The organism is Oscillospiraceae bacterium CM (genome assembly GCA_022870705.1).
Classification (GTDB): Bacteria; Bacillota; Clostridia; order Oscillospirales; family Oscillospiraceae; genus Sporobacter.
Window position 1 is genome coordinate 1,878,559 of record CP072107.1, and the last position, 26,199, is coordinate 1,904,757.

22 protein-coding genes are annotated in these 26,199 nt (G+C 53.3%); 10 read left to right on the top strand and 12 right to left on the bottom strand.

Features of this window, described 5'->3' with window-relative positions:
• Window positions 1-118: 118 nt before the first annotated feature.
• The 5 genes from clpB to cbiM all read right to left on the bottom strand — a co-directional run bounded on the left by clpB (window position 119) and on the right by cbiM (window position 6,561).
• On the bottom strand, window positions 119-2,725 hold the full coding sequence (gene clpB, locus IZU99_09355) for an ATP-dependent chaperone ClpB (GenBank protein UOO37444.1): 2,607 nt from the start codon (window positions 2,723-2,725) through the stop codon (window positions 119-121).
• Window positions 2,726-2,745: 20 nt separating this feature from the next.
• Window positions 2,746-3,717: a J domain-containing protein gene (locus IZU99_09360; GenBank protein UOO37445.1), complete on the bottom strand. Its 972-nt coding sequence runs from the start codon at window positions 3,715-3,717 to the stop codon at window positions 2,746-2,748.
• A 258-nt stretch (window positions 3,718-3,975) separates the two neighbouring features.
• Complete coding sequence (locus IZU99_09365; GenBank protein ID UOO37446.1) at window positions 3,976-4,761, bottom strand: ABC transporter ATP-binding protein; 786 nt, start codon at window positions 4,759-4,761, stop codon at window positions 3,976-3,978.
• 1 nt (window position 4,762) lies between these two features.
• Entirely contained in the window at window positions 4,763-5,557 is a 795-nt protein-coding gene (locus IZU99_09370; GenBank protein UOO37447.1) for an energy-coupling factor transporter transmembrane protein EcfT, read from the bottom strand.
• Window positions 5,558-5,568: 11 nt separating this feature from the next.
• Window positions 5,569-6,561, bottom strand: coding sequence for a cobalt transporter CbiM (cbiM, locus tag IZU99_09375; protein ID UOO37448.1), 993 nt, complete (start codon window positions 6,559-6,561; stop codon window positions 5,569-5,571).
• A 939-nt stretch (window positions 6,562-7,500) separates the two neighbouring features.
• Between cbiM and IZU99_09380 the strand changes: the two genes are divergently transcribed.
• Window positions 7,501-7,902 carry a metal-sensing transcriptional repressor gene (locus IZU99_09380; GenBank protein UOO37449.1) on the top strand — a complete coding sequence of 134 codons (402 nt, stop codon included), beginning with the start codon at window positions 7,501-7,503 and terminating at the stop codon, window positions 7,900-7,902.
• A gap of 75 nt (window positions 7,903-7,977) precedes the next feature.
• On the opposite strand, the gene IZU99_09385 is transcribed toward IZU99_09380, so the two are convergent.
• The 7 genes from IZU99_09385 to IZU99_09415 all read right to left on the bottom strand — a co-directional run bounded on the left by IZU99_09385 (window position 7,978) and on the right by IZU99_09415 (window position 15,347).
• Window positions 7,978-8,610 (bottom strand): DUF3786 domain-containing protein, encoded by a 633-nt coding sequence (locus IZU99_09385; GenBank protein ID UOO37450.1) that lies wholly within the window; start codon window positions 8,608-8,610, stop codon window positions 7,978-7,980.
• Window positions 8,607-10,532 (bottom strand): DUF4445 domain-containing protein, encoded by a 1,926-nt coding sequence (locus IZU99_09390; protein ID UOO37451.1) that lies wholly within the window; start codon window positions 10,530-10,532, stop codon window positions 8,607-8,609. Before IZU99_09390 ends, IZU99_09385 begins: the two co-directional genes overlap by 4 nt.
• Window positions 10,533-10,538: 6 nt before the next feature.
• The gene (gene cdhC, locus IZU99_09395; GenBank protein UOO37452.1) at window positions 10,539-12,671 is read right to left on the bottom strand and encodes a CO dehydrogenase/CO-methylating acetyl-CoA synthase complex subunit beta; all 2,133 of its coding nucleotides are present in this window, start codon (window positions 12,669-12,671) and stop codon (window positions 10,539-10,541) included.
• Window positions 12,672-12,701: 30 nt separating this feature from the next.
• Window positions 12,702-13,472 carry an AAA family ATPase gene (locus tag IZU99_09400; protein UOO37453.1) on the bottom strand — a complete coding sequence of 257 codons (771 nt, stop codon included), beginning with the start codon at window positions 13,470-13,472 and terminating at the stop codon, window positions 12,702-12,704.
• Between the two features lie 35 nt (window positions 13,473-13,507).
• The gene (locus tag IZU99_09405; protein ID UOO37454.1) at window positions 13,508-13,696 is read right to left on the bottom strand and encodes a CooT family nickel-binding protein; all 189 of its coding nucleotides are present in this window, start codon (window positions 13,694-13,696) and stop codon (window positions 13,508-13,510) included.
• A 13-nt stretch (window positions 13,697-13,709) separates the two neighbouring features.
• A complete protein-coding gene (locus IZU99_09410; protein UOO37455.1) occupies window positions 13,710-14,045 on the bottom strand; it encodes a hypothetical protein in 336 nt (111 codons plus the stop codon).
• 246 nt (window positions 14,046-14,291) lie between these two features.
• A complete protein-coding gene (locus tag IZU99_09415) occupies window positions 14,292-15,347 on the bottom strand; it encodes an IS30 family transposase (GenBank protein ID UOO37456.1) in 1,056 nt (351 codons plus the stop codon).
• Between the two features lie 287 nt (window positions 15,348-15,634).
• Here IZU99_09415 and IZU99_09420 point away from each other — a divergent pair, with 287 nt between their 5' ends.
• The 9 genes from IZU99_09420 to mutY all read left to right on the top strand — a co-directional run bounded on the left by IZU99_09420 (window position 15,635) and on the right by mutY (window position 26,148).
• Window positions 15,635-15,862: a hypothetical protein gene (locus IZU99_09420; GenBank protein ID UOO37457.1), complete on the top strand. Its 228-nt coding sequence runs from the start codon at window positions 15,635-15,637 to the stop codon at window positions 15,860-15,862.
• Window positions 15,863-15,917: 55 nt separating this feature from the next.
• Window positions 15,918-16,625 carry a GntR family transcriptional regulator gene (locus IZU99_09425; protein ID UOO37458.1) on the top strand — a complete coding sequence of 236 codons (708 nt, stop codon included), beginning with the start codon at window positions 15,918-15,920 and terminating at the stop codon, window positions 16,623-16,625.
• A gap of 263 nt (window positions 16,626-16,888) precedes the next feature.
• Window positions 16,889-18,781 (top strand): anaerobic carbon-monoxide dehydrogenase catalytic subunit, encoded by a 1,893-nt coding sequence (cooS, locus tag IZU99_09430; GenBank protein UOO37459.1) that lies wholly within the window; start codon window positions 16,889-16,891, stop codon window positions 18,779-18,781.
• Between the two features lie 122 nt (window positions 18,782-18,903).
• Window positions 18,904-19,677, top strand: coding sequence for an AAA family ATPase (locus IZU99_09435; GenBank protein ID UOO37460.1), 774 nt, complete (start codon window positions 18,904-18,906; stop codon window positions 19,675-19,677).
• 32 nt (window positions 19,678-19,709) lie between these two features.
• A complete protein-coding gene (cdhC, locus tag IZU99_09440) occupies window positions 19,710-21,836 on the top strand; it encodes a CO dehydrogenase/CO-methylating acetyl-CoA synthase complex subunit beta (GenBank protein ID UOO37461.1) in 2,127 nt (708 codons plus the stop codon).
• 54 nt (window positions 21,837-21,890) lie between these two features.
• Complete coding sequence (locus IZU99_09445) at window positions 21,891-22,835, top strand: acetyl-CoA decarbonylase/synthase complex subunit delta (GenBank protein ID UOO37462.1); 945 nt, start codon at window positions 21,891-21,893, stop codon at window positions 22,833-22,835.
• A 17-nt stretch (window positions 22,836-22,852) separates the two neighbouring features.
• A complete protein-coding gene (locus tag IZU99_09450; protein UOO37463.1) occupies window positions 22,853-24,184 on the top strand; it encodes an acetyl-CoA decarbonylase/synthase complex subunit gamma in 1,332 nt (443 codons plus the stop codon).
• An 11-nt stretch (window positions 24,185-24,195) separates the two neighbouring features.
• Complete coding sequence (locus IZU99_09455; GenBank protein ID UOO37464.1) at window positions 24,196-24,981, top strand: dihydropteroate synthase; 786 nt, start codon at window positions 24,196-24,198, stop codon at window positions 24,979-24,981.
• A gap of 132 nt (window positions 24,982-25,113) precedes the next feature.
• Window positions 25,114-26,148 (top strand): A/G-specific adenine glycosylase, encoded by a 1,035-nt coding sequence (gene mutY / locus IZU99_09460; GenBank protein UOO38807.1) that lies wholly within the window; start codon window positions 25,114-25,116, stop codon window positions 26,146-26,148.
• Window positions 26,149-26,199: the final 51 nt, after the last annotated feature.

Genomic DNA, 26,199 nt, shown 5'->3' on the forward strand with positions numbered 1-26,199 from the left:
CTTTTCAATCATCCCATGATGTTTAGCCCGGCGCAACTGCCGTGCTTTAATAATGCCTCTCCAAAACAACAACGGGGCGCTGAAAATCAGCGCCCCGCTTTCGTTAGAGTCGTTCTCTTTATGCCATCACCGGGTCTTTCACCTGAAACAGAAGGCTGCTGTCGTCAGCGTCAACGGTAATGGTGCTGCCGTCAACGGTGTCCCCCTGCATGATAATGCGGGCGACGGCGGTCTCAACATTTTTCTGCACATAGCGTTTGACCGGTCGCGCGCCGTAGACGGGCGAGTAGCTGGCTTGGGCGATTCGTTTTTTGGCTTTTTCCGTCACGACAAGGGCGATGTTCTGCTCTTTGAGCTTCGACGCCGTCTTCTCCAAAATGAGGTCGATGATACGGATGATCTCGGCCATGGAGAGCGGCTTGAAGAGGACGGTTTCGTCCAGCCTGTTCAAAAATTCCGGGCGGAAGTGCGCCTGCAGTGCACTCATCACGTTTTGGCGCGCCGACTCGGTGATGTCACCATCACCGTCGATGCCCTCCATCAGATACTGGCTGCCGATATTGCTCGTCATGATGACAACGGTGTTTTTGAAGTTCACCGTCCGTCCCTGCCCATCCGTCAGGCGTCCATCGTCAAGAATCTGGAGCATGGTGTTGAAGACATCCGGATGGCCCTTCTCGATCTCGTCAAAGAGAACGATGCTGTAAGGGCGGCGGCGGACGGCTTCCGTCAGCTGGCCGCCCTCGTCGTAGCCAACGTAGCCCGGCGGTGCGCCGATGAGCCGAGAGACGGTGTGCTTTTCCTGATACTCGCTCATATCGATGCGGATGATGTTTGATTCCGTGTCGAATAAAGCCTCGGCGAGCGCCTTAGCCAGCTCCGTTTTGCCGACGCCTGTCGGCCCGAGGAACAGAAACGAACCGATCGGCCTGTTTGGGTCGGATAAGCCGGAGCGCGAGCGCAAAATGGCGTCAGCTACGGCGTCAACAGCTTCATCCTGGCCGATGACACGGTGATGGAGCGTCTTGCTGAGATGAAGAATCTTTTCCCGCTGTCCCTCCATCAGTTTAGAGACAGGGATTCCCGTCCATCTGGCGACGATTTCGGCGATCTCCTCTTCTGTAACCTCCTCGCGCAAGAGCGCGTTATCCTGCGCGTCTGTCTTGTTTTTCTCAGCCTCCAGCTGGCGCTCTAATTCCGGCAGGCGGCCGTATTTGAGCTCGGAGAGCGTATTCAGGTCGTAATTGCGCTCGGCCTTTTCAATAACGGCCTTGACCTGGTCAATCTCCTCACGGAGCTTACTGACCTTCTGGATGTTCTGCTTTTCCGCCTGCCATTTGGCGCTCATCTCCTCGAACGACGCTTTCGTCTCACTGAGTTCCTTCTGCAGGGCGTCCAGCCGCTCTTTCGAATGGCGGTCGTTTTCCTTTTTCAGCGCCTCGCGCTCAATCTCCAGCTGCATGATTTTGCGGTTTTTTTCGTCGAGCTCCGCGGGCATACTGTCAATTTCCGTCCGGATAATCGACGCCGCTTCGTCCATCAGGTCGATGGCTTTATCGGGCAGGAAGCGGTCTGAAATGTATCGGCTGGATAGGACGGCGCAGGAGACGATTGCCCCGTCCGTAATGCGCACGCCGTGATGAATCTCATACTTTTCCTTCAAGCCGCGCAGGATGGAAATCGTGTCCTCGACGGACGGTTCGCTCACCGTGACCGGCTGGAAGCGCCGCTCAAGCGCCGCGTCCTTTTCGATATACTGGCGGTATTCATTAAGCGTCGTTGCGCCGATACAATGGAGTTCTCCGCGCGCGAGGAGCGGCTTTAAAAGATTGCCTGCGTCCATCGCGCCTTCCGTCTTCCCGGCACCGACAATATTGTGCATCTCATCGATGAATAAAATGACGCGCCCTTCAGATTGCGTGATCTCATCAAGAACGGCCTTGAGGCGCTCTTCAAACTCGCCGCGATATTTGGCCCCGGCGATGAGCGCGCCCATGTCAAGGGCGAAAATCGTTTTGTCCCGCAGCGTCTCCGGGACGTCACCCTTCCAGATGCGCTGCGCGAGGCCCTCGACGACGGCCGTTTTGCCGACGCCCGGCTCCCCGATGAGCGCCGGGTTGTTCTTTGTTTTCCGGCTTAATATCGTCATCACGCGTCGGATCTCCTGATCACGCCCGATGACAGGGTCAAGCTTACCGTTTTTTGCCGCCTCGACGAGATCGGTGCCGTATTTACGCAGGGCGTCATACGTGTTTTCGGGGTTCTGGCTCGTCACGCGCTGATTTTTGCGCACGTCGTTGAGGGCTGCCAAAAACTTCTCCGTTGTAATGCCGTATTTGGCGAAAAGCTTTGAGGACGGCGTGTTCCGCTCACCCAAAAGCGCCAGATACAAGTGCTCCACACCGGCAAACGCGTCGCCGAAGCGCTTGGCGCTGTCCTCGGCGGCAAGCAGCAGCTGTGACAGGCGCCGTCCGGCGTAGAGGCTTTCACTGCCGGAGCCGGTGACGCCCGGGATTTTGTCAAGCTCCCGCTCAATATCTTCAGCGAGCTGGTCGGTTTCAACGCCCATGATGCCCAGAAGGCGCGGGATAAGGCCATCCGTCTGCGTTAAAAGCGCGAAATGCAAATGCTCGCCGTCCACCTGCTGATGATTGCGCCGCAAGGCTGTTTCCTGCGCGGCGGCAATAGCCTCCTGCGCGCGTTGTGTGAATTTATCAATCGTCATGTTATAACCCCCTTCTCACATCACTGATTTTCCGTCTGTTTTTTAGAAATTGATGCAAGCTGCTCATACAGCGCTTTCATTTCACCGGAGATAACACCCGGGTTGACAAGTTTTACTACGAGGCTGAGCGCGCCCCTCTTGCCGTTTTTACCCGGATAGCCGCGCGCGGCAACGCGCAGCTTGCCGCCCGTTTGAATTCCCGCCGGGAGCTTGACGCTCAGCCGCTCGTCAAGCGTATTGACACGGATGCTGTCGCCAAGGGCTGCCTGCCACGGATAGACGTCGATTGTCTTTTCGAGATCAGGGCCGTTGAACGAGAACCCGGCCTCCGGTTTAAGGCTGATTTCAAGATACAGATTGCCGGGCTTGCCCTTCCCGGCAGCCGGGCCGCCAAGACCGGAGAGCTTTATTTTCTGCCCGCTTTGAATACCGGGCGGAATTTTGAATTTAACGGTCTTTGTACCGCTTTGCGTCTGAAGTGAAATCGTCTTCTCACCGCCCTTAAAGGCCTCCCGGATGCCGATCTCTACGACGGCGTCGATATCCTGCCCGTCGGCGTTATAGCCCGAAAAACCGCGGCTTCTTCCGGCAAACAGATCGTCATAACCGCCGCCGCGCCCGCCAAAAAACATGTTAAAGAAATCGCTGAAATCAGCGCCGCCGTCTCCGCCGCTCCAGGTATACGTATACCCGCCGTTGTTACCGGCGGCGTAATTACTGTACATATTCGGGTCAAAACCGCCGCCGAATCCGGCGCCGGCGCGCCCGCTCTTTAAGTCGTCATACATCGTGTCGTATTTAGAGCGCTTATCGGCGTCACCAAGCACCTCATACGCTTCGCTGATATCCTTAAACTTTTCTTCAGCGCTCTTGCTGCCCGCGTTCGTATCAGGGTGATACTTTTTGGCGAGCTTCCGATACGTCTTCTTGATCTCTTCCGCCGACGCGCTCTTTTCAACGCCGAGAACCTTATAATAGTCCTTAAAATCCATACGCGTCACCTCCCATTACGAGCTATACTGATGTAAGTCTATTTTAAACTAATAGTCAGTAAAGGTCAAATTGAGGGCAGGGCATAAACGCGCCAAATTTGACCATCGTTGACTATTATGGCATTCAGACGCGTTCACAGCCCATCTTGCTTTTATTTTCTTCAATTATCATGTTCTGATTATTGTTTTCCGAGGGATAAAGCCATCAATAACAGAAGACCGGCCTTAGCCGGTCTTCTGACTGAATTGAAAAACACATTAATAATTGTGAATATGATAATGCCCGTGCCCGCTGTCTTCATGCCGATGATAGAATTCGTCGACCAGATTGACGCGCTTGAGCAGCTCGATATCGTCCATCAGGCACCTCGTTTCAAGGTCGGCTGCGATCGTGTGCGTCTCGTCAAATAAAACGGCACGCTGCGATATTTCCTGCACCAGCTCCAGATTATGCGTTGACAGAAGCAGTGTTTTGCCCGCCTTGTTCAGCTGTCGGAGAAAGGCGACAAGCCAGCGCTCGGAGCGCGGGTCGAGCCCGTTCATCGGCTCGTCAAGGATCAGAATTTCCGGATTGAGCGCGAGCACACAGGCAATCGCCACCTTTTTCTTCTCGCCGCCGCTCAGGTGATACGGCTGCCTGTTTCTGAAGTCTTCGAGCTTTAGTAGCTGCAGACAGTCTTCAACCCGCGCCGCGACAGCCTTTTCATCAAGGCCCATTTGCCGTGGACCGAAGGCGATTTCATCGTAAACGTCCGGGCAGAAAAGCTGCGTATCGGAATTTTGAAAAACAAATCCGATCTTTTGGTGAAACGCTTTGGAAAACACCGTGTCGCGCAGCTTTCTGGGGTTAATTTCAGTCCCCTCGAACAGATATGTTCCGCTGCTTGGCGCGATGAGTCCGTTGATTAGCTTTAACAGCGTTGATTTGCCGCTGCCGTTTGCACCTAAGAGCGATACGGCTTCGCCCCGCCCAAGTTTTAAATTAATATCACGGAGGGCCAGATGCCCGTCATACGAAAAATTGACATTTTGAAGCTCAATCATGTTAACCTCGGCTGATATAAATATAGACGGCCAGTATACCGGCATTCATAAGAATATAGACGGCGTCGGCGAATGAAAAACGCCAAGCGGCAGCTGTTTTATATGTCCCTGTAAAACCGCGGCAGACCATGGATTCGTGCAGCTCTTCCGCCATCACACGCGATTTAAGAAACATCGTCCCAGCGATGCCGGAAAGCGACGCGTATTTTTCGGTGTTTTTGCCAACGGAGCGCAGCTTGAGCGCGTAGAGCATCTCAAGAGAAAACTCGCCCAGCATGACGATGTATTTGAGTGTGATATCAAGGACGAAAATTAGAAGGTTTGGCACACGGAAGACCCGCAGGGCGGCAATCAGGCGATTCCAGCGATAGACGTGCGCGAGGATATTGACGGCTGTAACCGAGGCGAACACCTTGGCCGGGATGAGCGTCAGGCTCAGGTGATTGCCGAAAAAGGCGGCGGGGAGCAAAATGATGAATGTAAACACCGTGACAACGAAGCTCACGCGCAGGACTTTTATAATATCCCCAGCGGGCATGAGGCACAAAATCAATATTAAGAACGTAATAACAATGAGCACGAACGAGAAATAGCGCACCAGCGAAATGAGAACGACGAGCAAAAACGTCATAAAAACAGCGACGACGGGGTTAACGCCAAACAGGTCTCTCCCTCTTGAATCCTGCGCTTTTATGCGCGCAATGAGGCCGATCATCGACAGGATACTTTTGTTAATAAAAGTATCCTTGTCTTTGACAGGCTCATACTGTTCTGATGTTAAAAGCCATTCCGGCATAAATTTAGCTCCTAAACGTTTGCTTTATTTTTCTTGAAAGCTGCCAGGATTTTAAAGGCGATGATGAGAATGGCGACACCCAGCACGGCGGAGATGATGTACCCGGCAATCTCCGGCAGCCCGGTAATGGCATAATCGGGCAATATCGCATTGAAGTTAAAGCCATTTTGCATCCCCTGCGGGACAAAGCCGAGCATCGTGCCGCCCGACAAAACGGTGTTAATTTCATCGGCACCCCATTCGCCCCAGGCTGTCCCGGCGGCCAAGAGCCCCAGAGGGGTCAGGCAGATGAGTGCTGCAAGCAGACCGTAAATGGCTTTTGTGCGCGTTGTTTTGCCTTCATAAATCATGCCCGGCGAAACGCGCTTAATGAAGCTATAGATAAAGACGGTGAAAACCGCTTCAACAACACCGGCCACAAGTAAATGCGGAATCATCATGGCCGGGATGGAGACAGAAAGCGGATAGGGGCAGTATAGCGGTTGCCCCGCGGCCGTTTGGAAGAGAAGCGGTTGGAGGCCAAATTCAACAGCCGTCAAGAGCGCCGCGGCGTTGAGGCCGACATAAGACCCTACGGCAGCACCGACGATTTCGCCTTTACCGGAGCCAAATCGATCCCGGATTAATTTATAAATAAAATATCCGGCAAACGGGAGGACGATGGCCATGTTGAAGATATTGGCGCCCAGCGCGAGGATACCGCCATCCCCAAATAGAAGCGCCTGGATAATCAGCGCAACGGCAACGGAAATGCAGGCCGAATATGGGCCGAGCAGTATGGCAATCAACGTCCCGCCGACGGCGTGCCCTGTCGTGCCGCCGGGCAGCGGCACATTAAACATCATTGTGAGAAAAGAAAAGGCCGCGCCGATTCCTAGAAGCGGCATTTTGGCCTGTGAAATTTCCTCCCGAACCTTCTTGATGGAGACCGCCACGACGGGTACAGCCGCCGCGGCCATAACGACACATGTCGCTGGGCTTAAGTAGTTGTCAGGTATATGCATCAATAGCCATCCTCTCTTTATTTCAACTTGAAACCCCTGATGTCAGCCTGTATTTGTTTTAGAGTTTATCAGCAATGGCACTGTCCAACAAGCTCCCATGGGGGATACGGCGGCCAAACTTTGTTGAAATGCATAATTCATATTAAAATCAGCAGCCCACTTTTGTCATTTAACGCAAATTCGTTCCAGCAAGAGAACTTTCCGCTTAAAAATGTCAAATTAAAGTCCTCTTTTTTGGCAGGATTCCATCATTTTTTGTTTGGGGAGATGGCGCGTGGAAACAAACGCATCCCGATGGGGGGCTTACACTGTGACGTTGTTTTCGTTTATATTATATTCAAATTTCAATGTTTTCAGTGAGGAGACCGCCATGTGCCATGCCGATAACCCCTGGGACTGCCCCGATACGTTTGGGAAACGTCCATTCAATCCTTCACCCAGGCAGGCCCATTTGCCTCAGTGGCCGCTGAAGCTCAAATTGATTTCTCCCGTCGCACCCTTTTTTCACAAATCCCATCTTTTGTTGTCAGCTGATTGCGCGGCCTTTTCATACAAAGATTTTCATCAGAGCCTGTTAAAAAGTAAAATACTGATTATCGGCTGTCCGGCGCTTGACGGCGCTGAATTTTCGGAAAAGCTTTGCAAAATCGTCCAGAATAATGATATCAGAAGCCTCACTATTGCGAGAATGGATGCCCCATGCTGCAAAAACTTTGCCACTATGGTTGTCGACATGATCCTAAAAAGCCGAAAAAGAATCCCTTTGCAGGTCATCACAGTTTTTTCGGAAGGCGAAATAACCGATTGAGACCGCGCGGCTTCCGCTATACGGATACAGCGGAAAACAAGCGCTGGCTTTGTCCTGTCGGAAAGCAATTGACGTGTCCACCTAAACACGATATGATGGGAAAAAGCACAGCTTATTTCAGGGGTGAGCAAATGATATCGGACTTTGACAGGGCGCAGCGCCGCCACCATGACCATGACCATGCGCATCAGGATCTGCCGCATGGCAAAGGTCACAGCCACCATGATGGCTTGCCGGGTGAAGTTGGCGCAAAAGCCCATTCTCATGCCCATACGCACCAGAATACGAAAGCCGTATTGAACCGGCTTTCTAAGCTCATTGGGCACTTGAACGCCGTCAAACATATGGTGGAGGAGGGGCGCGATTGCTCCGAAGTGCTCATTCAGCTGGCCGCCGTCCGCTCGGCCATCAATAGTACGTCCAAGATCATTCTTAAGGACCATATTGACCACTGCATCGTCGACGCCGTTGAATCAGGCGACACCGTGACGATTGACGAACTCAACAAGGCCATTGAAATTCTGTTGAAGTAAGACGGCAAGAACGGCAAAAAGGCAAACAATAAACCGGCGGGAAATGCTCCCGCCGGTTTATTGTTTTCATTGAGTCTATTTTGACAGCTCTTTCAGCGCGTCAATCAGCACGTCGCCGACGACGGCAACATCTTCCGCTGTGAACGCCTGCGGCGTGTTATCGGAAAAAAGCCATTGGGATTGCGGCGGGAACTCATCGTCCCCCGCCCAAAGCGTCAGCCGAATGACGACATCGCCGATATATGGCAGATCGAACGAGGCATCAGCCCGGTTTGATTCAATACCGCCGAGCGCCAGCGCGCCCTTCTTAAACGCGTCAATCCGGCTGCCAAAGCCGAAGGCCAGCCGTTTGATGCAACGGCCCTGAAAATTCTTGTCATACACCTCGCCCCAGGGCAGCTCCCGATAGGCAAGGTACTGACCGGCCGCCGGGACATCCCGCCCTTCCAGGAGGAAGCGAATCATCAGGATATTAGCCGGTCCACTGTGAAGGGCTTTTGGGCACGACGCGGGGTCCTCAGGCTGGAGCGCCCATTCGGGCCAGGCGGCGTATAGCGTATTCCCGTAGACGCGCAGGACGAAAGCACCGCGCGCGGCGTCAAACGGTGCGCCGCAGCGCGCCGTAACCTCTGAAACATTGAGCGCCTTATAGCGCTCTGTGTAAATACCGAGCGGCACGCCCTCTTTGTTATTGATTATTTCCGTCATCCATTCACCTCTACAGACGGGAAGAGCGACGCATTCGTGTGTGGCAGAAAACAGGCTGCGATGAATGAATCCATGTAGCCGGGCTGCGTGGACAACTCCAAATACGTCATGCTCTTGGAGATTTCCTCAAGTTTGGAAGAGGCGTCCTCCGAAACGAGCGCCGCATAAGCGCCAGCGAGCGAAGAGTTGCCAACGTAGCTGTATTTCTCAAGGGGTACGTCAGGGAACATACCGATCCGGATAGCATTTTTAATGTTAATACCGCTGCCGATGCCGCCCGCAACGTCGATATGCTCGATATCCTCCGGCGCAAAGCCGAGTGCGCTGACAAGCGTCATGATAGCCGAGAAAATTGCGCCTTTTGCCCGGATGAAATTATCAATATCAATTTCATTGATACAGACTTGGCGGCCGCTGGCCGACTCCTCCGGGAACGCGAGAATATAGCAGCCGAAGCCGAATTCATCGTGCTTAACGCGCCGGCCCTCTCGCACAAATTTGCCTTTTCCGTTGATGATGCCTGTCCTGAACAGTTCGGCAATGACATCGATAATGCCGGAACCGCAGAGACCGACGGGACGGATTTTACCAATAATCGTCATATGCGGTTCCATTGTCTCAGCATCAATGGTGCATGCTTCTATGGCACCGTGCATGGCGCGCATGCCGCAGCTGATGTCGCCGCCTTCAAAGGCGGGTCCAGCCGAACAGGCACACGACACCATAAAGTCCTTGTTACCAAAAACGATTTCGCCGTTGGTGCCGAGGTCGATGAGCATGGAGAGCTCATCCTTATGCCAGATCATACTCGCAAGCGTTCCGGCGGTGATATCGCCGCCGACGTAGCTGCCGATATTAGGGGCAATGCTCAGACGCGCGCCGACGGCGAGGCGAATGCCGATAAAGCGTGTGAAAATCGGATTGATTTCAAAAAACGCCGGGATGTAAGGCTCCATCCGCAGATAGTCGGCGTTGATGCCAAGCAGCAGATGATTCATTGTCGTATTGGACGCAACTGTCATATGGAAGATACGGCACTTTTTCTGATTGACGTTGTCGCAGAGCATGTCGATCAGTGGTTCAAGCGTCTCGCCGATGATGGCTTTTTGCAGCTTGTCGATGCCGCCGTTTTTCTGCTGTTCAATAATTCTGTTGATCACGTCGGCCCCATAGCGGATCTGCCCGTTGCCTGCGCTGCCCTTCGCGATAATTTTTCCCGTGTCCATATCAACAAGCAGCGCCGAGACCGTCGTCGTGCCGATATCGATGGCAACACCCAAAACGGGCACCATGCCGGTGTCGCTCATCAGGTCGAGAATAACGACAAAGTCATCATGCATTTCGCCAATGCAGCGCAGTTCATAGTTATTATCCCGGAGCATATCCGGCAAGCTCTTCAGAACATGAAATGGTATAACAACCTCTTGGATACCGGTGACCTCACGGACAGCCCGCATAAAGCGTTCGTTGTCCGGCAGCGTGTCGGACAGCGTGGGCTCATCCATCCGGATTGAAAAGGACCTGACAAGGCCATTTTGCTGAAGGCCGGCTGCTGTCAGGTTATCCTGCAGTTCATTAAAAATGCGGACTTCTTCCGGCGACGACAAGTCGGCCGTTTTCATCCTGTATTTAAATGCCGAGGCAATGTCAGGCACTAAAACCTTAACGTCGCCGATGATCGTTGCCGTACAAGCCAGACGCCAGCCTTCGACAAACTCCCGATCGTCGAGATGGAGCGACTTCTTACACTTGAGGTCACCGTTCATGAGCTGTACGCGGCATTTCCCGCAGGAGCCGTTGCCGGAGCAAGGCGCGTCAATCACGACGTTGGCCTTTTTGGCTAAATCGAGGAGATTTTCGCCGGAGGCGGCGAAGATTGTTACATCTCCGCCGCCTTCAAATTGAAAGATTACTTTATTCATTGACGTTTACATAATTGGTTGCATTGCCAGAGCGGGATGTCCCTTCTCCGTTAAGAATGCAAGCACAGCTTCAGATTCGGTAGCAATCGAATCGTCACAGATCATATCCGCGAAATTCTCAATACCGTATAATTCCTTTGCGGTTTTGTTCAGGCGGGCTGCAACGTCGGACTTAAGCTCTTTGGGCATCCAGACGATGCGCTCAATGCCGCCTTCGGCAGAGGCAAATTTCTTTGAGGAGATGAAGTGGCGGCCATGACCCATGAAGCCCGGCGTCTGAACGCCGCCGCCCGTCATCGAGGCCAGCTCACCAAACGTCATGCCCGTGGGGGTGACGCCGGAGTATTCGCGGTTGGCAATGATGACGCCGTTTGCTTCCGGTAGAATGCCGCAGATGCATTCAAAGCAGCCGCAGCTCGTCATTGGGTCTTCCATGATTGAATAGAGGGTGACGCGTTCAAGGGCGCCGTGCGTGGCTTCGGCGACAATTTTGTTGACCTCTGTGTAGGCGCCGGTGCGCTCGTCGGTGCAGCCGACCTTTGTAATCGGCTGGCAGGGGCCTGCCGGTGTAAGCTCTTTCGTCGCCTTGGCGTCCAGCCAGGAGACAGCACCGCAGAGGCCGAGGCGCTCCGGCGTCACGACGCAGCAGTGTGATGGGGCAAACGACTGACAGAGTGTGCAGGTATAGAATGTATCAACGCTTTCGTCCGTCATCAAGGCAAGGCGCTCGTCACGGGCTTGATAGCGCGGCATCGCTTCCTTATTGAGGAGCGCTTCGACCTTTGCTTTATCTGTAATCAGCGTGACCTGGCACTTGTCAACGACGCTGTCGAATTCATCCATCACTTCATGATAGATAACCTCGGCTAGATCCTTAAGGCGCAGGCCTTTCTGGTAGGCTTCCTTGCTGATGCGCAGACGGAAAAGGTTTCTCTGGCCGGTGTGCATGACACCCTCGACATAGTTGAACCAGTGGTGAATTTTACGCTCAATGACCGGCTCAAAATCAACCTGCATTTTAGCTCCGGCAACCTCGACATACGTCGCCAGCGGAAGCTCAACGGGTGCCGTCCCGTCAAAATCGGGGCCGTCAATTGTGATTTTGTGGTCTTCAATCTCATCGATTTTGCGCATGACGACGAGCTCGCAGGTCGGATTGGTTCCGGAATAAAATTCGGCGTGCATATCGCTTTTACGGATGATTTCGCCCTCAAAGGCAGAGGCAAAACCCATGCAGATATCGATGTTCTTCACTTTGACCTTGATGTTGCGCAGCTCCAGCGAGCGTTTGACCGTGTCCACGTGATTGGTAACGGACACAAGCGCGCCGGGGACCTGATTTTCACCGAGGTCAACGTCAACAATGACCGGGAAGCCCAAAGCAATAGCGCCGGCACCGGCGGAGACGACGACTTCGTTCAGCGCGCCGAAGGTGTTGACAAACGCGGGAACGCGTTCCTTCGTATATTTCAGAAGCCCCGCGAGGTCGCCCGGCTGGACGGCGCCGAAGATGAGCGCCGCGCGGATGGCGACAGTGACAACATGGATAACGGCTGTCACGTCATGGCCAAGCGGAACGACACGGAAATCAAGACCCATTTTGACGCCCTCGGCGGCAGCCTGATCGATCACGTCGCCGATGAGGAAGGTCAGAATACCTTTCGTCTGGTACTCTTTGAGGACCATCGCCAGCTGCGTCGTATCGTCTGCCTTACCAAGCACAACAGCGACGCCGGGAATATCGCCGGTGACGAGCGGCACGCCGAGCGAGCGGATGACGGGGTCAGGCACAAAACCGATGCCGCCCTCGTTTTCATAAGGATTCCCGCCCGCGGCCCATTTAAGACCTTCGAGAATTTCCGCCCCGACGGCGGTGGCAAGGCCGGCGTTCAAGGCATCGCCGATATCTTCTTTATTCGTAATCAGGCTCTTGAGGACGCCGACACAGGCCGGCAAATCGCCCAGCTTTGTCACTTTAACACCTGTTGCGGCATATATCGTCGGGAAGAAATAGGCGGTGTCCGGGAAAGCCACTTTGCAATCCGCGCCGTATTTGGCAATGGCATCGTTAACGGCGCCTTCCGTCAAACCGGCAACAGCATTGGACCCGGCATAGATCAGATCTGTTAATACGCTCATAGATGTTACCTCCTGAAAGTTTGTTGTGATTTATAAGCCAAGCTTACCGAGAATCTCACGCATCGCTACCTTGACAGGGCTTGACTCGGGCACCTCGGAGCTGGGTTTTCCATCTGCATCGTAGCGATAAATCGTATCGTCCTGCGGCACGACGCCGATAAGGTCGAGCTTCTGTTTTTCAATTTCCTCTAATAAGCCGGCGTCAAGCTGGCCGTTCGGCGCTCTGTTGATGATGAGCTTTGCAACGCCGGGCTTAAGCTTGAGTTCCTCCACCATAACGGCAACACGCCCGACAGCCTGAATCCCGCGGCGCGAGGCGTCGCTGACCATTAAGAGAATATCGATGCGGGGGAGAATACCGCGGCTAATGTGCTCGAGCCCCGCTTCGTTGTCGACGACAATGTAGCGGTACCCGCCCTTATACTTGTCAATCTGCGTTTTTAAAACGCCGTTGACATAGCAGTAGCAGCCGGCGCCCTGTGTGCGCCCCATGACGAGCATGTCGTAATTGTCTTCCTCGATAAGCGCGTCGTTAAACATATACTCCGTGTATTCCTGCTTTGTCATGCTGGAAGGGAGCTCTTCGTTTTCATTGTCCTTATACTGCATTTTTTCACGGATTTCACCAAGCGTCGTCTGGATATCCACCCCCAAAACTTCATTCAGGTTAGAATTCGGGTCGGCGTCAACGGCCAAAATCGGCCCTTTGCCGCTCTTTGCAAGATAGTCCACAATAATGCCGCACAGTGTTGTTTTGCCTGTTCCGCCTTTCCCGGCAACGGCAATCGTAATGGGTGTCATGTTTTTTCTCCAGTCTTAAGATTCACATATAAAGGCTATGCGTTGCCTGTGTCAATAATAATTCTCCCGCTGACAAGATCGGCTGACAAAAGTTTGCCGTGCAGACGCGTTTCATTTTCAAGCAGATCGGTGAAAACAATGTCGTCGCCGTCCAAAACAACTTTTTGAATATTATTCAAGAGGACCGCGGTATCATTTTTTCCATATACCTTTGATAAGCACATATAATACGCCTCCTCAGACAAGCCGATTCAAAACGTCCTGCAAGTGCTCGTCAGCCTTCTTGAAATCCTTCAGGCAGCGGCGGATATCTTCGGCTTCCTCGCTGCGCTGCAGATGCTCAAGGCTATGCGCCAGGTTCTCGAGCTCCTCGGCGTGATGCGCGTTGTGCTCAACCATATAGCGCACAAAGGCTGCCGCCTCTCCGATACCCGGGAGCAAATCGTCGTGGCCGCCGCCGTGATGGTGGTCTAGGCTACCGTTGTCCTTACCGTGTGTATGCTCGTGGTCGTGATGACCGTCGTGGTTATGGTGGTGATCGTCGTGATGCTGATGGTAACCGCCGTGATGCATGTAAATCCCTCCGTTTTTCTTTGTCGTTTCCTGAATTTCACGTAACATGTGAATATTCATACGGATATTCACAAATTTAAGTCATCGCGCTTAAAATGAGAATCGTTCTCATTAAAATTATTATAAAGCTATTTAACATAAATTGCAAGTGCAAATTGAACACCCCGAGGCAAAATCGTTCCCATCAATTAACCTTGGACACAGATGGTGCCGCAGGCGCTGTCTGTGCCAAGGTTGTCGCAGCCGTCAGGCTGCGTATTCGGAATCAAGAAAGGCTTCAAATAGTTCCTCTGGCGTGTGGTATCCGAGCTTCTTCCGGGGTCGCCCATTTAACTCATCAGCAGCGGACAGGATGTCCTCGTCTGTATACTGCTCAATAGATGTTCCCTTTGGAACGAAGGTCCGGAACAGTCCATTATGCCTTTCGTTCTGAGGACGTTCCCAAGAGCTGTATGGGTGGGCAAAGTAGATCTGGGAACCCCAAGCCTCGACTTCTGCAAAGTCGGCGAACTCGCTGCCGTTGTCTACGGTAATCGTCTTAAAAATCTGTGAAAAACGTTCCCCGTACTCAGCGCGTAGGCTTTTCATGGCAGACATCACCGCATCACTGGTCTTTCCGGGAATACGAATGGCGATGTAGTGCTCGGTCTTCTTCTCCAGCAGAGAGAGTACAACTGCCTCTTTCCCAGCTCGTTTTCCAACCACGGTGTCGCCCTCCCAGTGGCCGCCTTCTATACGAAGGGAAGCGATCTCAGGACGGGCGGAAATGCTTGTGCCGTAGTGCTTTTTGTTTTCCCTGCCCCTGGCCTTTCGGGTGCTGCGTTTTAAGGCTTCCGGCAGTTCGGTCGGCGTGATGGGAAGCAAGCCTGCCCAGACCATGTTGTACAGAGTGCGGGTACAAACCATCTGATCTTCACTGTACAAACGCTGTCGCTTCGCATATCCGCAGCAGGAATCCAGCGACCACTTGTGTTCCCGGATCTGCTTGACTACCCAGTCAATGAAAGTCTTGCAGGAGCCTGCTTTGAGGGGCTTGACACAAGCCCTTCGATTAGCCTTGTAGATGGCCTCGCCGAGTTTCGGAGAATAGCCAGGTGCTTGGCCCCTGTTGCTCTTCCGTGTCGGTGTACCTCGCCTTAACTCGTATGAGATGGTGGACGGTGAACAGCCAATGTTTCGGGCGATGCCGCGTACGCCAAGTCCCTGCTTCAAGAGGGCTTTGACAGCACCACGATCTTCCAAGCTCAAGTGTTGCCCTTTCTTGCGTTCTGCGCTGACTGTGATAGAATCATTGTTATCCATAGTGATTGTATCCTTTCGGTGGCAGATGTTGTGTAGGAACTACATTTTACCACGAAGAATAATCACTATGGATTTTTCTGTTCAAGTGTTCAATTTCATTTTACAATCAACCTAAAGCTATTTAAATTAGTGTCAACACAAATCTCTCCTTTTATCAATTCGCTCCAAACAAAACATTCCAATTCAAAGATAATTTGTTATCATTATGACGTCTTTTTACTTGACGATACAAGTTCGGCAATTATACAATCAGGTCAGCGGCACGTCACAAACAGATAGGAGGCAGTATGAAAAAGAGTTACGAAATGATCTGGGAAATTTTCAACAGTTGTAGCGGCAATCAAATGCGGGATGTCTTTGTTGAAGAAATCGAGATTGAAGACGTGGCGGCATATGTCGCCAATAAGTTTGACGGAAATGATATCAGCGTTGAGACAACAACGTCACCGGGCTGCACGATATATGACATCGTCATTAACGGGCTACGCCAGCGGCTGACATTTACAGAAGTCTGACCGTAAAATTAATTGTGCCCACAGCACTTTTCTGCAAGAGACAAGGGAGAACAACATGGAAGAACCGCTATACTTAAAAATATCATGTGCGCTGCGCAAGGGCATTCTTGCCGGTGCCTACAAGCCCGGCGATATGCTCCCGTCGGAAAATGAGCTTGCCTCCCGCTTTAAGACAAGCAGGGTCACCGTCCGCAAAAGCCTGGACGTCCTTGTCGGCGAAGGTCTCATCAAATCGTGGCACGGCAAAGGCCATTTTGTTATGCAGCCAAAGTACACGATGTTCACGCTTTTTTTCGGCGATACGGCACCGTGCGGGCGTTTCCGCTTTCAAGAGGTCAATATCATTGAGCCTGACGAAGCCATTGCCGACGTTTTAAAGCTTAAAAAACAGCAAATGACGATTGTCACACGGCGCATTCTTGAAAAGGGCGGCCAAACGATTGCCTATGACGAGAAGTTCATCCCTTACGAGCGCGGTACGCCCAGCATTGAGTTTGAATTTCACTTCGCTGAATTCCCCGACATGTTCGAAACGCGATTTACGCCGATGTCTATTCATACGGAGATGACGATCGGGCTTGAAACGCCGCCGTCATACGTCTGCGATGCGCTGGGTCTTGAGGGACACGCTCCCCTGCTCGTTGTCAACCGTCTGATTCGCGCCGAGGACGACAAGCCGGTCGGATTTGGCAAGCAATACTTGACGGAAGCATACGGCACGCTGACGGCCAAATCGGGTTATTATACGTCCGGAAAGCTCTAATTTTGTTATTTTTTTAACAAAAAACTTCGGTATTTTTTTAACAAATTTGTTGGCAAAACATAATATCAACGCCTGTCTTGCAGGCGTTTTGCCTTTTTTGGGTAAGTCAATTTGTAGAATGATTTTAGCTTTTATAAAAATCACACGAATGTCTTGTCCGGCGTTTGACTTTCACGGGCTCGGTTGCTAGAATGCAGTATGAATCAACATGTAAATACAAGTTAGACTTTTTTAGTGTTATGACAAAGGAGATAAGAAGCTTTATGGATTCGAACAACTTCACAACAGTCGAACAAATGGAAGCCGTCACAGCGAGCCTGAAAGAATGCGCAGCCTGCGCCGGCGCCGAGACCTGGGAAGACAGAAAAAAGAATCAGACACCCTCGTGTAAGTTCGGCGAGGACGGCATCTGCTGCCGCATCTGTTCCATGGGCCCCTGCCGCATTACACCCAAAGCCCCGCGCGGCATCTGCGGCTGTGACGCCAACGGTATTGCTGGGCGCAACTATCTGCGCATGATTGCCGGTGGCTCGGCAGCGCATTCCGACCACGGTCGTGAGATTTGCCATGTCCTGCACACAGCAAGCGCCGACGGCCACTATCAGGTTAAAGACCCGGAGAAGCTCCTGCGCTTGGCCAAGGAGTGGGATATCCCCACAGAAGGCAAGGATCTCTATGAAGTTGCGCACGAAGTTGCCCTGGCGGGCATGATGGAATACGGCAAGCCCTTTGGCACGCAGCGTTTCTTGAAACGCGCCCCCGCCGAGCGCCAGAAACTTTGGGAGGATCTCGGTATCGCCCCGCGCGCCATTGACCGCGAGGTTACAACAGCCATGCATATGACCACTATGGGCAACACCTGTGATGCGGAATCGCTTGTTGTTCAAGGTCTCCGCACCGGCCTTGCCGATGGTTGGGGTGGTTCTATGATGGGTACGGAGATGACGGATATTCTCTTTGGCACACCGTCCCCGAAAGATACGGAAGCCGACCTCGGCGTTCTTGAAAAAGACATGGTTAACATCATTGTCCACGGCCACGACCCGGCGTTATCTGAAATGATCGTCATCGCCGCCGAGGATAAAGACCTCATTGATTACGCCAAATCCAAAGGCGCCAAGGGCATTAATATCGCCGGTCTGTGCTGCACTGCTAACGAAGTTACAATGCGCCACGGCGTTCGGATGGCCGGTAACTTCCTTCAGCAGGAAAACGCGCTGCTCACCGGTATGGTCGAAATGATCACCGTCGATGTCCAGTGCATCTTCCCGGCTGTCGGCCCTCTCTCCGAATGCTTCCACACGAAATTTATTACAACTTCTCCCATCGCGCGCATCCCGGGCTCCACATATGTCGAGTTCCATCCGGAAACGGCTCGTGAACAGGGCCGTGATCTTGTCAGAACAGCGATTGACAACTTTGAAAAGCGCGATCCGGCGAAGATTTTTGTTCCCACACATAAGCAGCCGGTCAGAGTCGGCTATTCCTGCGAGGCGATCATTAAGGAGCTTAACGGCGTCACCAACAGCCATGTCGACGAGCGCGATACTTACAAGCCGCTTATCGACGTTGTCAAAGCCGGTGTTCTCCGCGGCGCCGTTGCCATCGTCGGCTGCAACAACCCTAAGGTTCGCCCGGACCATTCCCACATTGAAATAATGAAGAAGCTTCTGGCGAATGATATCATCGTCATCACGACGGGCTGCTCGGCCCAGGCTGCCGCCAAGGCCGGCCTGATGAAAAAGGAAGCCAAGGAAATCTGCGGCGCTGGTCTCAAGCGCGTCTGCGAGCTCGTTGGCATTCCGCCGGTCCTCCACATGGGCTCCTGCGTTGACATCAGCCGTATGATGCTGCTGGCAACGTATATCGCCGAGGATTGGGGCATCGACATCCCGCAGGTTCCCGTTGTCGGCTGTGCGCCGGAGTGGATGAGCGAAAAAGCTGTCGCCATTGCCAACTACGTCGTCTCCACCGGTATCGACACCTACCTCGGCATCGAGCCGCAGGTCAAAGGCTCTGCGCAAATGATGGAGCTCATTACGGAAGGAACAAGAAAAATGACGGGCGCCGGGTTTGTTATCAGCACCGACCCCGACACGCTCGTTCAGAAAATGATTGACGGTATCGAAGCCAAGCGCGCTGCGCTGGGCATCTGATTATCGCTTTTTTCAAGTACTTTATTTACACGAGATCGTAGGGCCCGATGCCCACATCGGGCCATAGCCTTAACGATTTCGATGGGGCGATGTGGGCATCGCCCCCCAACGGGGATATAATTATGAAAATTGCTGTTACAGGAAAAGGCGGCGTCGGCAAGACAACATTTTCCGCCGTTCTGGCAAGGCTTTATGCCGACGAGGGGCGCAAAGTCCTCGCCGCCGACGTGGACCCGGATGCAAATCTCGGTATGGCGTTGGGCTTTACGCCGGAGGAGCTTGAAGGGATCACACCCATCTCCAAGATGCGCACGCTGATCGCCGAGCGGACGGGTGCGAGTGCTGAAACCTTTGGGAAGTTTTTTAAAATCAATCCGAAGGTTGACGATATTCCCGACATGCTCGCCAAGGATAAAAACGGCGTTAAGCTGCTCGTCATGGGAACCGTTGAGACGGCCGGCACCGGCTGTGTCTGCCCTGAGCACGTCATGCTCAAGCAGGTGATCTCTCATTTAATCATCCGCCGGGAAGACGTCGTTATTATGGATATGGAGGCGGGGCTTGAGCATCTCGGCCGCGGCACCGCCGACATGATGGATCAGTTTGTCGTCGTTGTTGAACCGGGCGAGAGGAGCATTCAAACCTTTAACAAGGTTGTGCAGCTCGCCGGTGACCTCGGCATCAGCAAGGTCCGCGTCGTCGCTAACAAGGTTAGAAACAAGGCAGACGAGGACTATATCACATCAAGAATTCCCGCAGATAAATTGCTCGGCTTTATCCACTATGACACCGATATCGCCGAAGCTGACCGCGCCGGCAATTCCCCATATGACAACAGTGAAAAAACGGTTGCGGAAATCCGCGCTATAAAACAGCGAATCGACACGGAATCATAAATAATTCCGAGAATAATTGGAGGTAAATTACATTGAGACTGTTTGACAGAGCATTTACAGGCTCGGACGAGATGCTTAAACTCGCCGAATCCGCTATCGACATAACTTACGACAAGCTTGGTGCCGACGCCCCCGTTGCTTTCGGCAGCACGGCGTATCATTTGGCTTGCATCTACGCTTATCTCGGACTGAAGGTCACAACAATCGGCGAACTGAAGGCGGCTATGGAGCCGATCAAGGCGCTTATGACGAGAAATTACCGTTTGAATGACGTTTTTAAGTCGGGCATCGCCACAGTGTTGGCGGCCGAAGTGATTGAAGCTTGCAAATACGCGGAGAACCCTACCCCCTACAGCGAGAAGTACCACGGTCACATGACGGACGCTGAGGTCCGTGAGCTGGGCGTCCCGCTCGTCACACAGGACATCCCCGGCTTTGTCGTTATCATTGACGAAGCGCCCACGGATGAGCAGGCTCTTGCGCTGATTAAGGGCTATCAATCGAAGGGTATTTTCGTCTTCCTGCTCAAGAGTGCTATTGATCAGGCCGAGCGCTGCGGCATCAAGATGGGCTTCCCCGTTCGTATCGTGCCCGTCAGCCCTGAAATCAACGGTGTCTCCCACATCATCTCCGTTGTCGTCCGCGCGGCCATGATTTTCGGTGCCGTCCAGCCCGGTGATTGGGATGGCATTAACAAGTATTCCTTCGAGCGCATTTTTGCCTTTGTCAACGCTTTTGCCCCTGTTGAGAATATTACGGTCGGCTGCGGCGCGGGCGCCATCGCTATGGGCTTCCCTGTCATCACAAACGACACGGTTGATGTGGATGTGGTTCCGAAGAGCCTAATCATCCAGCAGAACATTGACGAATTGATCGAAACCTCTCTTGAAGCGCGTGACATCAAGATTAAAATCACGAACATGGATCTGCCGATTGCTTTCTCCACGGCATTTGAGGGCGAAATCATCCGCAAGGCCGACATGCAGATTGAAATCGACGGCTCCAGAAAAGACTGCTTCGAACTCGTCCGCACGAAGGATCTTCACGAAGTCGAAGATCACAAGATTGAAGTTATCGGTGACGATCTTGACGCCTATGAGGCAGGCAGCAAAATTTGCATGGGCATTATCGTCGATGTGGCCGGCAAAAATATGCAGTCCGACTTTGAGCCTGTTTTCGAGCGCCGCATACATAACTTTGTCAACTGCCTTGAAGGCGTGATGCACACCGGTCAGCGCGACCTCATCCGTATCCGCGTCAGCAAAGCGTCTTTTGAAGCCGGTTTCAGAGCAAAGCATTTCGGCGAGCTCCTGTACGCCAAAATCAAGAGCGACTACGCCAACGTCGTTGACAAGTGCCAGGTAACGATCGTGACAGACCCCGAGAAGGTCGCCGGTCTGCGCAAGGACGCCAATGTCATCTACGACAAGCGCGACGCGCGTCTGCGCTCCCTTACCGACGAGAGCGTCGACAACTTCTACACCTGCATTCTCTGCCAGTCCTTCTCCCCGTCACATGTCTGCATCGTCACGCCGGAGCGTCTCGGCCTTTGTGGTGCCGTCTCCTGGCTTGATGCCAAGTCGACGAACGAGCTCGACCCCAACGGCCCCTGCCAGGTCGTCACAAAGACCCGCGTTATCGACGAGGAAAAAGGCGCCTACGAAGATGTCAACGAGGCTGTTAAGCTCTACTCCCACGGTGCTCTTGACCGTGTTACCCTGTACTCCATCCTGGAAGACCCGATGACGAGCTGCGGCTGCTTCGAGTGCATCTGCGGTATCGAGCCCTGCTCCAACGGCGTTATCATTGTCAACCGTGAGCATACGGGCGTGACACCGCTTGGTATGACGTTTGCCGAGCTTGCGTCCATGACGGGCGGCGGCGTACAGACGCCGGGCTTCATGGGTCACGGCCGTCACTTCATCCCCTCCAAGAAGTTCATGAAGGCTGAAGGCGGCATCGCCCGCATCGTCTGGATGCCGAAAGCCCTCAAGGATATGGTCAGTGAAAAGCTCAACGCTTCAGCTCAGGAACTCTATGGCATTGAAAACTTCTGCGACCGTATCGGTGACGAAACCATTGCTGAGGACGCCGACCAGCTCATGGCCTTTTTGTCGGAAAAATCACATCCCGCACTTGAGATGGACCCGATAATGTAATATAATGTAACATTATATATTGGTATCGTATAAATTTTTGAGGAGGCAGTGAAAATGCCATTCACAGCAAAACCAAAGACGTTCAATGCATCCATTAGCGTCGTCGAGATCGGCACAGGTGACAAAACCCTGTCGATCGGGGGAATGAACACCCTTCCGCTCAACTTCTTTGACAGTCCGGCCAAAAATGCTCCGGCTGTCGGTGTTGAAATCACCGATACGGGGTATGAGCTGACGGCCTTCCCTGTCATGGCCGCCTATTACGAGGGCGCAAACACGGCCGGCGCGCGTGCCAAACGTGCTGCCGAAATGCCCGGCGCGAACTTTGTTTGCCTGCGCTTTGAAGGTGCCGACCCAGCGGGCTTAAACCGCAGTATCGAAGACTGCGTTGCCGACGCCAAGGACGTTATTAACGCCATTGACATGCCGCTCGTCATTGCAGGCAGCAAAAACATCGAGAAGGACGCAGAGCTTTTCTCTGCTCTCGCTGAAGTCTGCCAGGGCAGAAACGTTCTCTTCCTCTCGGCTCGCGAAGAGAACTACAAGGGTATCGGCGCGTCCTGCGCGCTGGCTTATGGGCATAAGGTCGGTGCGGAAAGCGCCGTTGACATCAACCTTGCCAAGCAGCTGAACGTTTTGCTGACGCAGCTCGGCGTGCCGGCACAGAACATCGTTATGAATGTCGGCTCTGCCGCCGCCGGTTACGGTTACGAATACGTCTCCTCGACGCTCGACCATGTCAAGTCCGCGGCGCTCGAGCAAAACGACGCCATGCTTCAGATGCCCATTATGACGCCTGTTTCCGCCGAGACATGGTCTGTTAAGGAATCGATCATGGCAGAGAGCGACATGCCTGAATGGGGTTCGCAGGAAGAGCGCGCCATTTCGATGGAAACCGTCACAGCCTCCGCTTGCCTCGCTTCCGGCTCCGACGCCGTCATCCTGCGTCATCCTACATCCGTTAAAACGATTGCGGCAATGATTGCCGCTCTCCAGTAATTGGGGAGGTTACGATAATGGCTCTTAAAGGACTCGATATTTTTAAACTGACACCGAAAACAAACTGCAAAGACTGTGGCAACCCGACTTGCATGGCATTTTCCATGAAGGTCGCACAGGGCGCTTTGTCGATTGACAAATGCCCGCATATGTCCGCAGAAGCCCTAGCAAAGCTCTCCGAAGCGACGGAGCCCCCCATGAAGACGATTGCCGTCGGCGACTATAAGCTCGGCGGCGAGACCGTCATGCTCCGCCACGAAAAAACGCTCGTCAACAAAAACCTTTTTGCCCTGCACCTCTCCGCCGCAATGGACGATGCGACGGTTGACGCCAAAATCGCCGACATGCTCAAGGTTGATTATGAGCGTATCAGCGAGCGCATGATCGTTGAATGCATCTTTGTCGACTGCGCCGATGCCACTGCCGACCGCGCCGTTGCCGTTGCTCAAAAAGCGGCAGCCGCTGGCAGAGTCGTCATCATCAGCTCCACAGATACCGCCGTGGCAAAGGAAGCCGTTGCTGCCGCCGGCAGCGCCGCTGCCGTCCTCGTCGGTGCCAATGCCGCCAACTGTGAGGCCATGAACGCGCTTGCGACAGAAAAGGGTCTTGTGCTCGGCGTCGTCGGTGCCGACCTTTCCGAGATTCACGATACGATTGCAAAGCTCGAGGCTGCCGGCAACAAAAATCTGATCGTCTGCGTTGGCTCATCTTCCATCAAAGAAGCTTATGCCATGGCCGTATCCATCCGCCGCGCCGCTATCAAGGATGACGACCGCACCTTTGGCTATCCGGCCATTGTCAATCTTGAGAAGCTTGCCCCGGGTGACGCCACTATGCAGGCGGCTCTGGCTTCGCTCTTTACGCTGCGTTACGGCTCCATCATCGTCATGGGCCGTATGACATATGCCGAGGCGCTCCCGCTTTACGGTCTGCGCCAGAATATCTTCACCGACCCCCAGAAGCCGATGAAGGTCGAGCCCGGCATCTATCCGCTCAACGGTGCCGACGAGAACGCCGTGTGCGCCGTCACTGTTGACTTCGCGCTGACATACTTCGTCGTGACTGGCGAAATGGAGCGCTCCGGCGTTCCCGTCAACCTCCTCATCACCGACGCTGGCGGTTACTCCGTTCTGACGAGCTGGGCAGCCGGCAAGTTCTCGGCAAACTCTATTGCAAAGTTTATCGAGGAAAACGGCATTGAATCGAAACTCAAGAGCCGGACACTGATTCTCCCCGGCAAGGTTGCCGTCTTAAAGGGCGAGCTCGAAGCCAAGCTCCCCGGCTGGAACATTGTTGTTGGCCCCAACGAGGCCATTTCGCTTGTCAGATACCTGAAAGATTATAAATAGGAGGAAGGCTCATGGCCAAATTTATTACTGTCGGTGAACGGATTCACTGCATCTCACCTTCCATCCGCGAAGCGATGGACACCAGAAATCCCGAGCCGATTTTAAAGCGCGCCAAAGAGCAGATTGACGCCGGCGCAACGTATCTCGACGTCAACATCGGACCTGCCGAATCCACCGGCGAAGAGCTCATGAAATGGGCTGTCCGCCTCCTTCAGGAGAATTTCGACAATGTCCCCCTCTGCCTCGACACCGCCAACAAGAAGGCAATCGAAGCCGGTATCTCCGTCTATAACCGCGCGAAGGGCAAGCCGATCATCAACTCCGCCGACGCGGGTGACCGCATTGAGAACATCGACCTCGCGGCCGCTAACGACGCCATCTGCTTTGCGCTATGCTCCAAGGCGGGTATCTCCAAGGATAACGACGAGCGCATGATGTACTGCCAGGAGATGCTCGAGCGCGGCATGGGCCTCGGCATGGACCCCACGGATCTGTGGTTTGACCCGCTGTTCCTTGTCGTCAAGGGCATGCAGGACAAGCAGATGGAAGTGCTTGAGTTTGTCAAGATGTGCTCGGATATGGGCCTTTCCACAACGGGCGGCCTGTCGAATATTTCAAACGGTATGCCCAAGCACATCCGCCCCATTATGGACTCGGCTATGGTTGCCATGGCGATCATGAATGGCCTCACGAGCGCCATCGTCAATCCGTGCGACCTGCGCCTGATGGAGACCATCAAGTCCTGTGACATTATCCGTGGCGACAATCTCTACGCGGACAGCTATCTCGAAGTCTAACTTCATTTAAAAAAGCATCAGACCGGCGGGATTTCCCGCCGGTCTCGTTTTACAGAAGAATGCTTGATACACCAAGTCGCCGCTTTAGCGGCTCTTGACGGATAACCGGAGTGAACAATTGTGGCAGAAAAATTGCTGAATATCGATTCGTCGCTAACACCGCTTCTCTTGGCGTGGTATGATGAAAACGCGCGGGCCCTCCCATGGCGGGCTGACCGCGACCCCTACCGCGTGTGGGTTTCCGAAATGATGCTTCAGCAGACGGGTGTTGCTGTTGTAAATCTGTATTACCCGCGCTTTTTAGAGGCGTTTCCAACGGTGGCGGCGCTGGCCGATGCTGATGAGGACACTGTTTTAAAGTTATGGGAAGGCCTCGGTTATTATTCGCGGGCCAGAAACATGCATCAAGCGGCCAAACGCCTTGTTTCTGAATGTGGCGGCGTTTTTCCTGATACAACAGAGGACCTTTTAAAGCTCCCCGGTATCGGCACTTATACGGCCGGTGCCATCGCCTCGATTTGCTTTAACAAGCCGGAGCCCGCTGTGGACGGCAACGTCGTCCGTGTGATCTCGCGTCTTGACGCGCTCAGCGACCCGGACCCCGCTGCGCTCAAAAAAAGGATTGCCCAAGGCCTCCGCCCATATTATGATACAAAACGCTGCGGTGATTTGACGCAGGCTCTTATGGAGCTTGGCGCTTTAATCTGCGTGCCGAACGGGACACCGACCTGTTCTCTCTGCCCTGTCGGGGCACTGTGCAAGGCTTATCGTGATAAAACGGTGCACTTATTTCCGAAAAGGGCGCAAAAACCTGCCAAAAAAACAATGAATCTCACGGTGTTTGTCTTAACATGCGACGGGCAGACGGCGCTTCGCCGCCGTGATGACGGCGGCCTGCTCGGCGGGCTCTGGGAGCTGCCAAACGTTCCCGAGGCGCTCGGTGACAGCGCCGCCGTCGAACAGGCGGCGTCATGGGGTGTTAAACCCTCGTCTCTTTTAAGATCAGTGCGGAAATCGCATGTTTTTACCCATATCCGCTGGGATATGACGGCCTATTACATTGACTGCCGAGAGAAAAATGCACTTTTCACATGGGCGCAAGACAGTGACATGGCGTCTTTTTACCCCCTGCCAACGGCGTTCAAAAAGTTTTTAATGCAGCCTTGAGCATCATTTGCGTCTGCTTCGTCCAATTATAATAGGGCGTTAAATTATTCT

Excerpts from the sequence above, each read along its gene's own strand:
- cdhC (UOO37452.1), bottom strand. The coding sequence starts at position 12,671 with ATGAGCGTATTAACAGATCTGATCTATGCCGGGTCCAATGCTGTTGCC.
- IZU99_09405 (UOO37454.1), bottom strand. The coding sequence starts at position 13,696 with ATGTGCTTATCAAAGGTATATGGAAAAAATGATACCGCGGTCCTCTTG.
- IZU99_09445 (UOO37462.1), top strand. The coding sequence starts at position 21,891 with ATGCCATTCACAGCAAAACCAAAGACGTTCAATGCATCCATTAGCGTC.
- IZU99_09420 (UOO37457.1), top strand. The coding sequence starts at position 15,635 with ATGAAAAAGAGTTACGAAATGATCTGGGAAATTTTCAACAGTTGTAGC.
- IZU99_09455 (UOO37464.1), top strand. The coding sequence starts at position 24,196 with ATGGCCAAATTTATTACTGTCGGTGAACGGATTCACTGCATCTCACCT.
- IZU99_09390 (UOO37451.1), bottom strand. The coding sequence starts at position 10,532 with ATGAATAAAGTAATCTTTCAATTTGAAGGCGGCGGAGATGTAACAATC.
- IZU99_09450 (UOO37463.1), top strand. The coding sequence starts at position 22,853 with ATGGCTCTTAAAGGACTCGATATTTTTAAACTGACACCGAAAACAAAC.
- IZU99_09435 (UOO37460.1), top strand. The coding sequence starts at position 18,904 with ATGAAAATTGCTGTTACAGGAAAAGGCGGCGTCGGCAAGACAACATTT.
- IZU99_09380 (UOO37449.1), top strand. The coding sequence starts at position 7,501 with ATGATATCGGACTTTGACAGGGCGCAGCGCCGCCACCATGACCATGAC.
- IZU99_09410 (UOO37455.1), bottom strand. The coding sequence starts at position 14,045 with ATGCATCACGGCGGTTACCATCAGCATCACGACGATCACCACCATAAC.
- IZU99_09400 (UOO37453.1), bottom strand. The coding sequence starts at position 13,472 with ATGACACCCATTACGATTGCCGTTGCCGGGAAAGGCGGAACAGGCAAA.
- IZU99_09415 (UOO37456.1), bottom strand. The coding sequence starts at position 15,347 with ATGGATAACAATGATTCTATCACAGTCAGCGCAGAACGCAAGAAAGGG.
- cooS (UOO37459.1), top strand. The coding sequence starts at position 16,889 with ATGGATTCGAACAACTTCACAACAGTCGAACAAATGGAAGCCGTCACA.
- cbiM (UOO37448.1), bottom strand. The coding sequence starts at position 6,561 with ATGCATATACCTGACAACTACTTAAGCCCAGCGACATGTGTCGTTATG.
- IZU99_09370 (UOO37447.1), bottom strand. The coding sequence starts at position 5,557 with ATGCCGGAATGGCTTTTAACATCAGAACAGTATGAGCCTGTCAAAGAC.
- clpB (UOO37444.1), bottom strand. The coding sequence starts at position 2,725 with ATGACGATTGATAAATTCACACAACGCGCGCAGGAGGCTATTGCCGCC.
- IZU99_09365 (UOO37446.1), bottom strand. The coding sequence starts at position 4,761 with ATGATTGAGCTTCAAAATGTCAATTTTTCGTATGACGGGCATCTGGCC.
- IZU99_09425 (UOO37458.1), top strand. The coding sequence starts at position 15,918 with ATGGAAGAACCGCTATACTTAAAAATATCATGTGCGCTGCGCAAGGGC.
- IZU99_09360 (UOO37445.1), bottom strand. The coding sequence starts at position 3,717 with ATGGATTTTAAGGACTATTATAAGGTTCTCGGCGTTGAAAAGAGCGCG.
- IZU99_09385 (UOO37450.1), bottom strand. The coding sequence starts at position 8,610 with ATGACGGAAATAATCAATAACAAAGAGGGCGTGCCGCTCGGTATTTAC.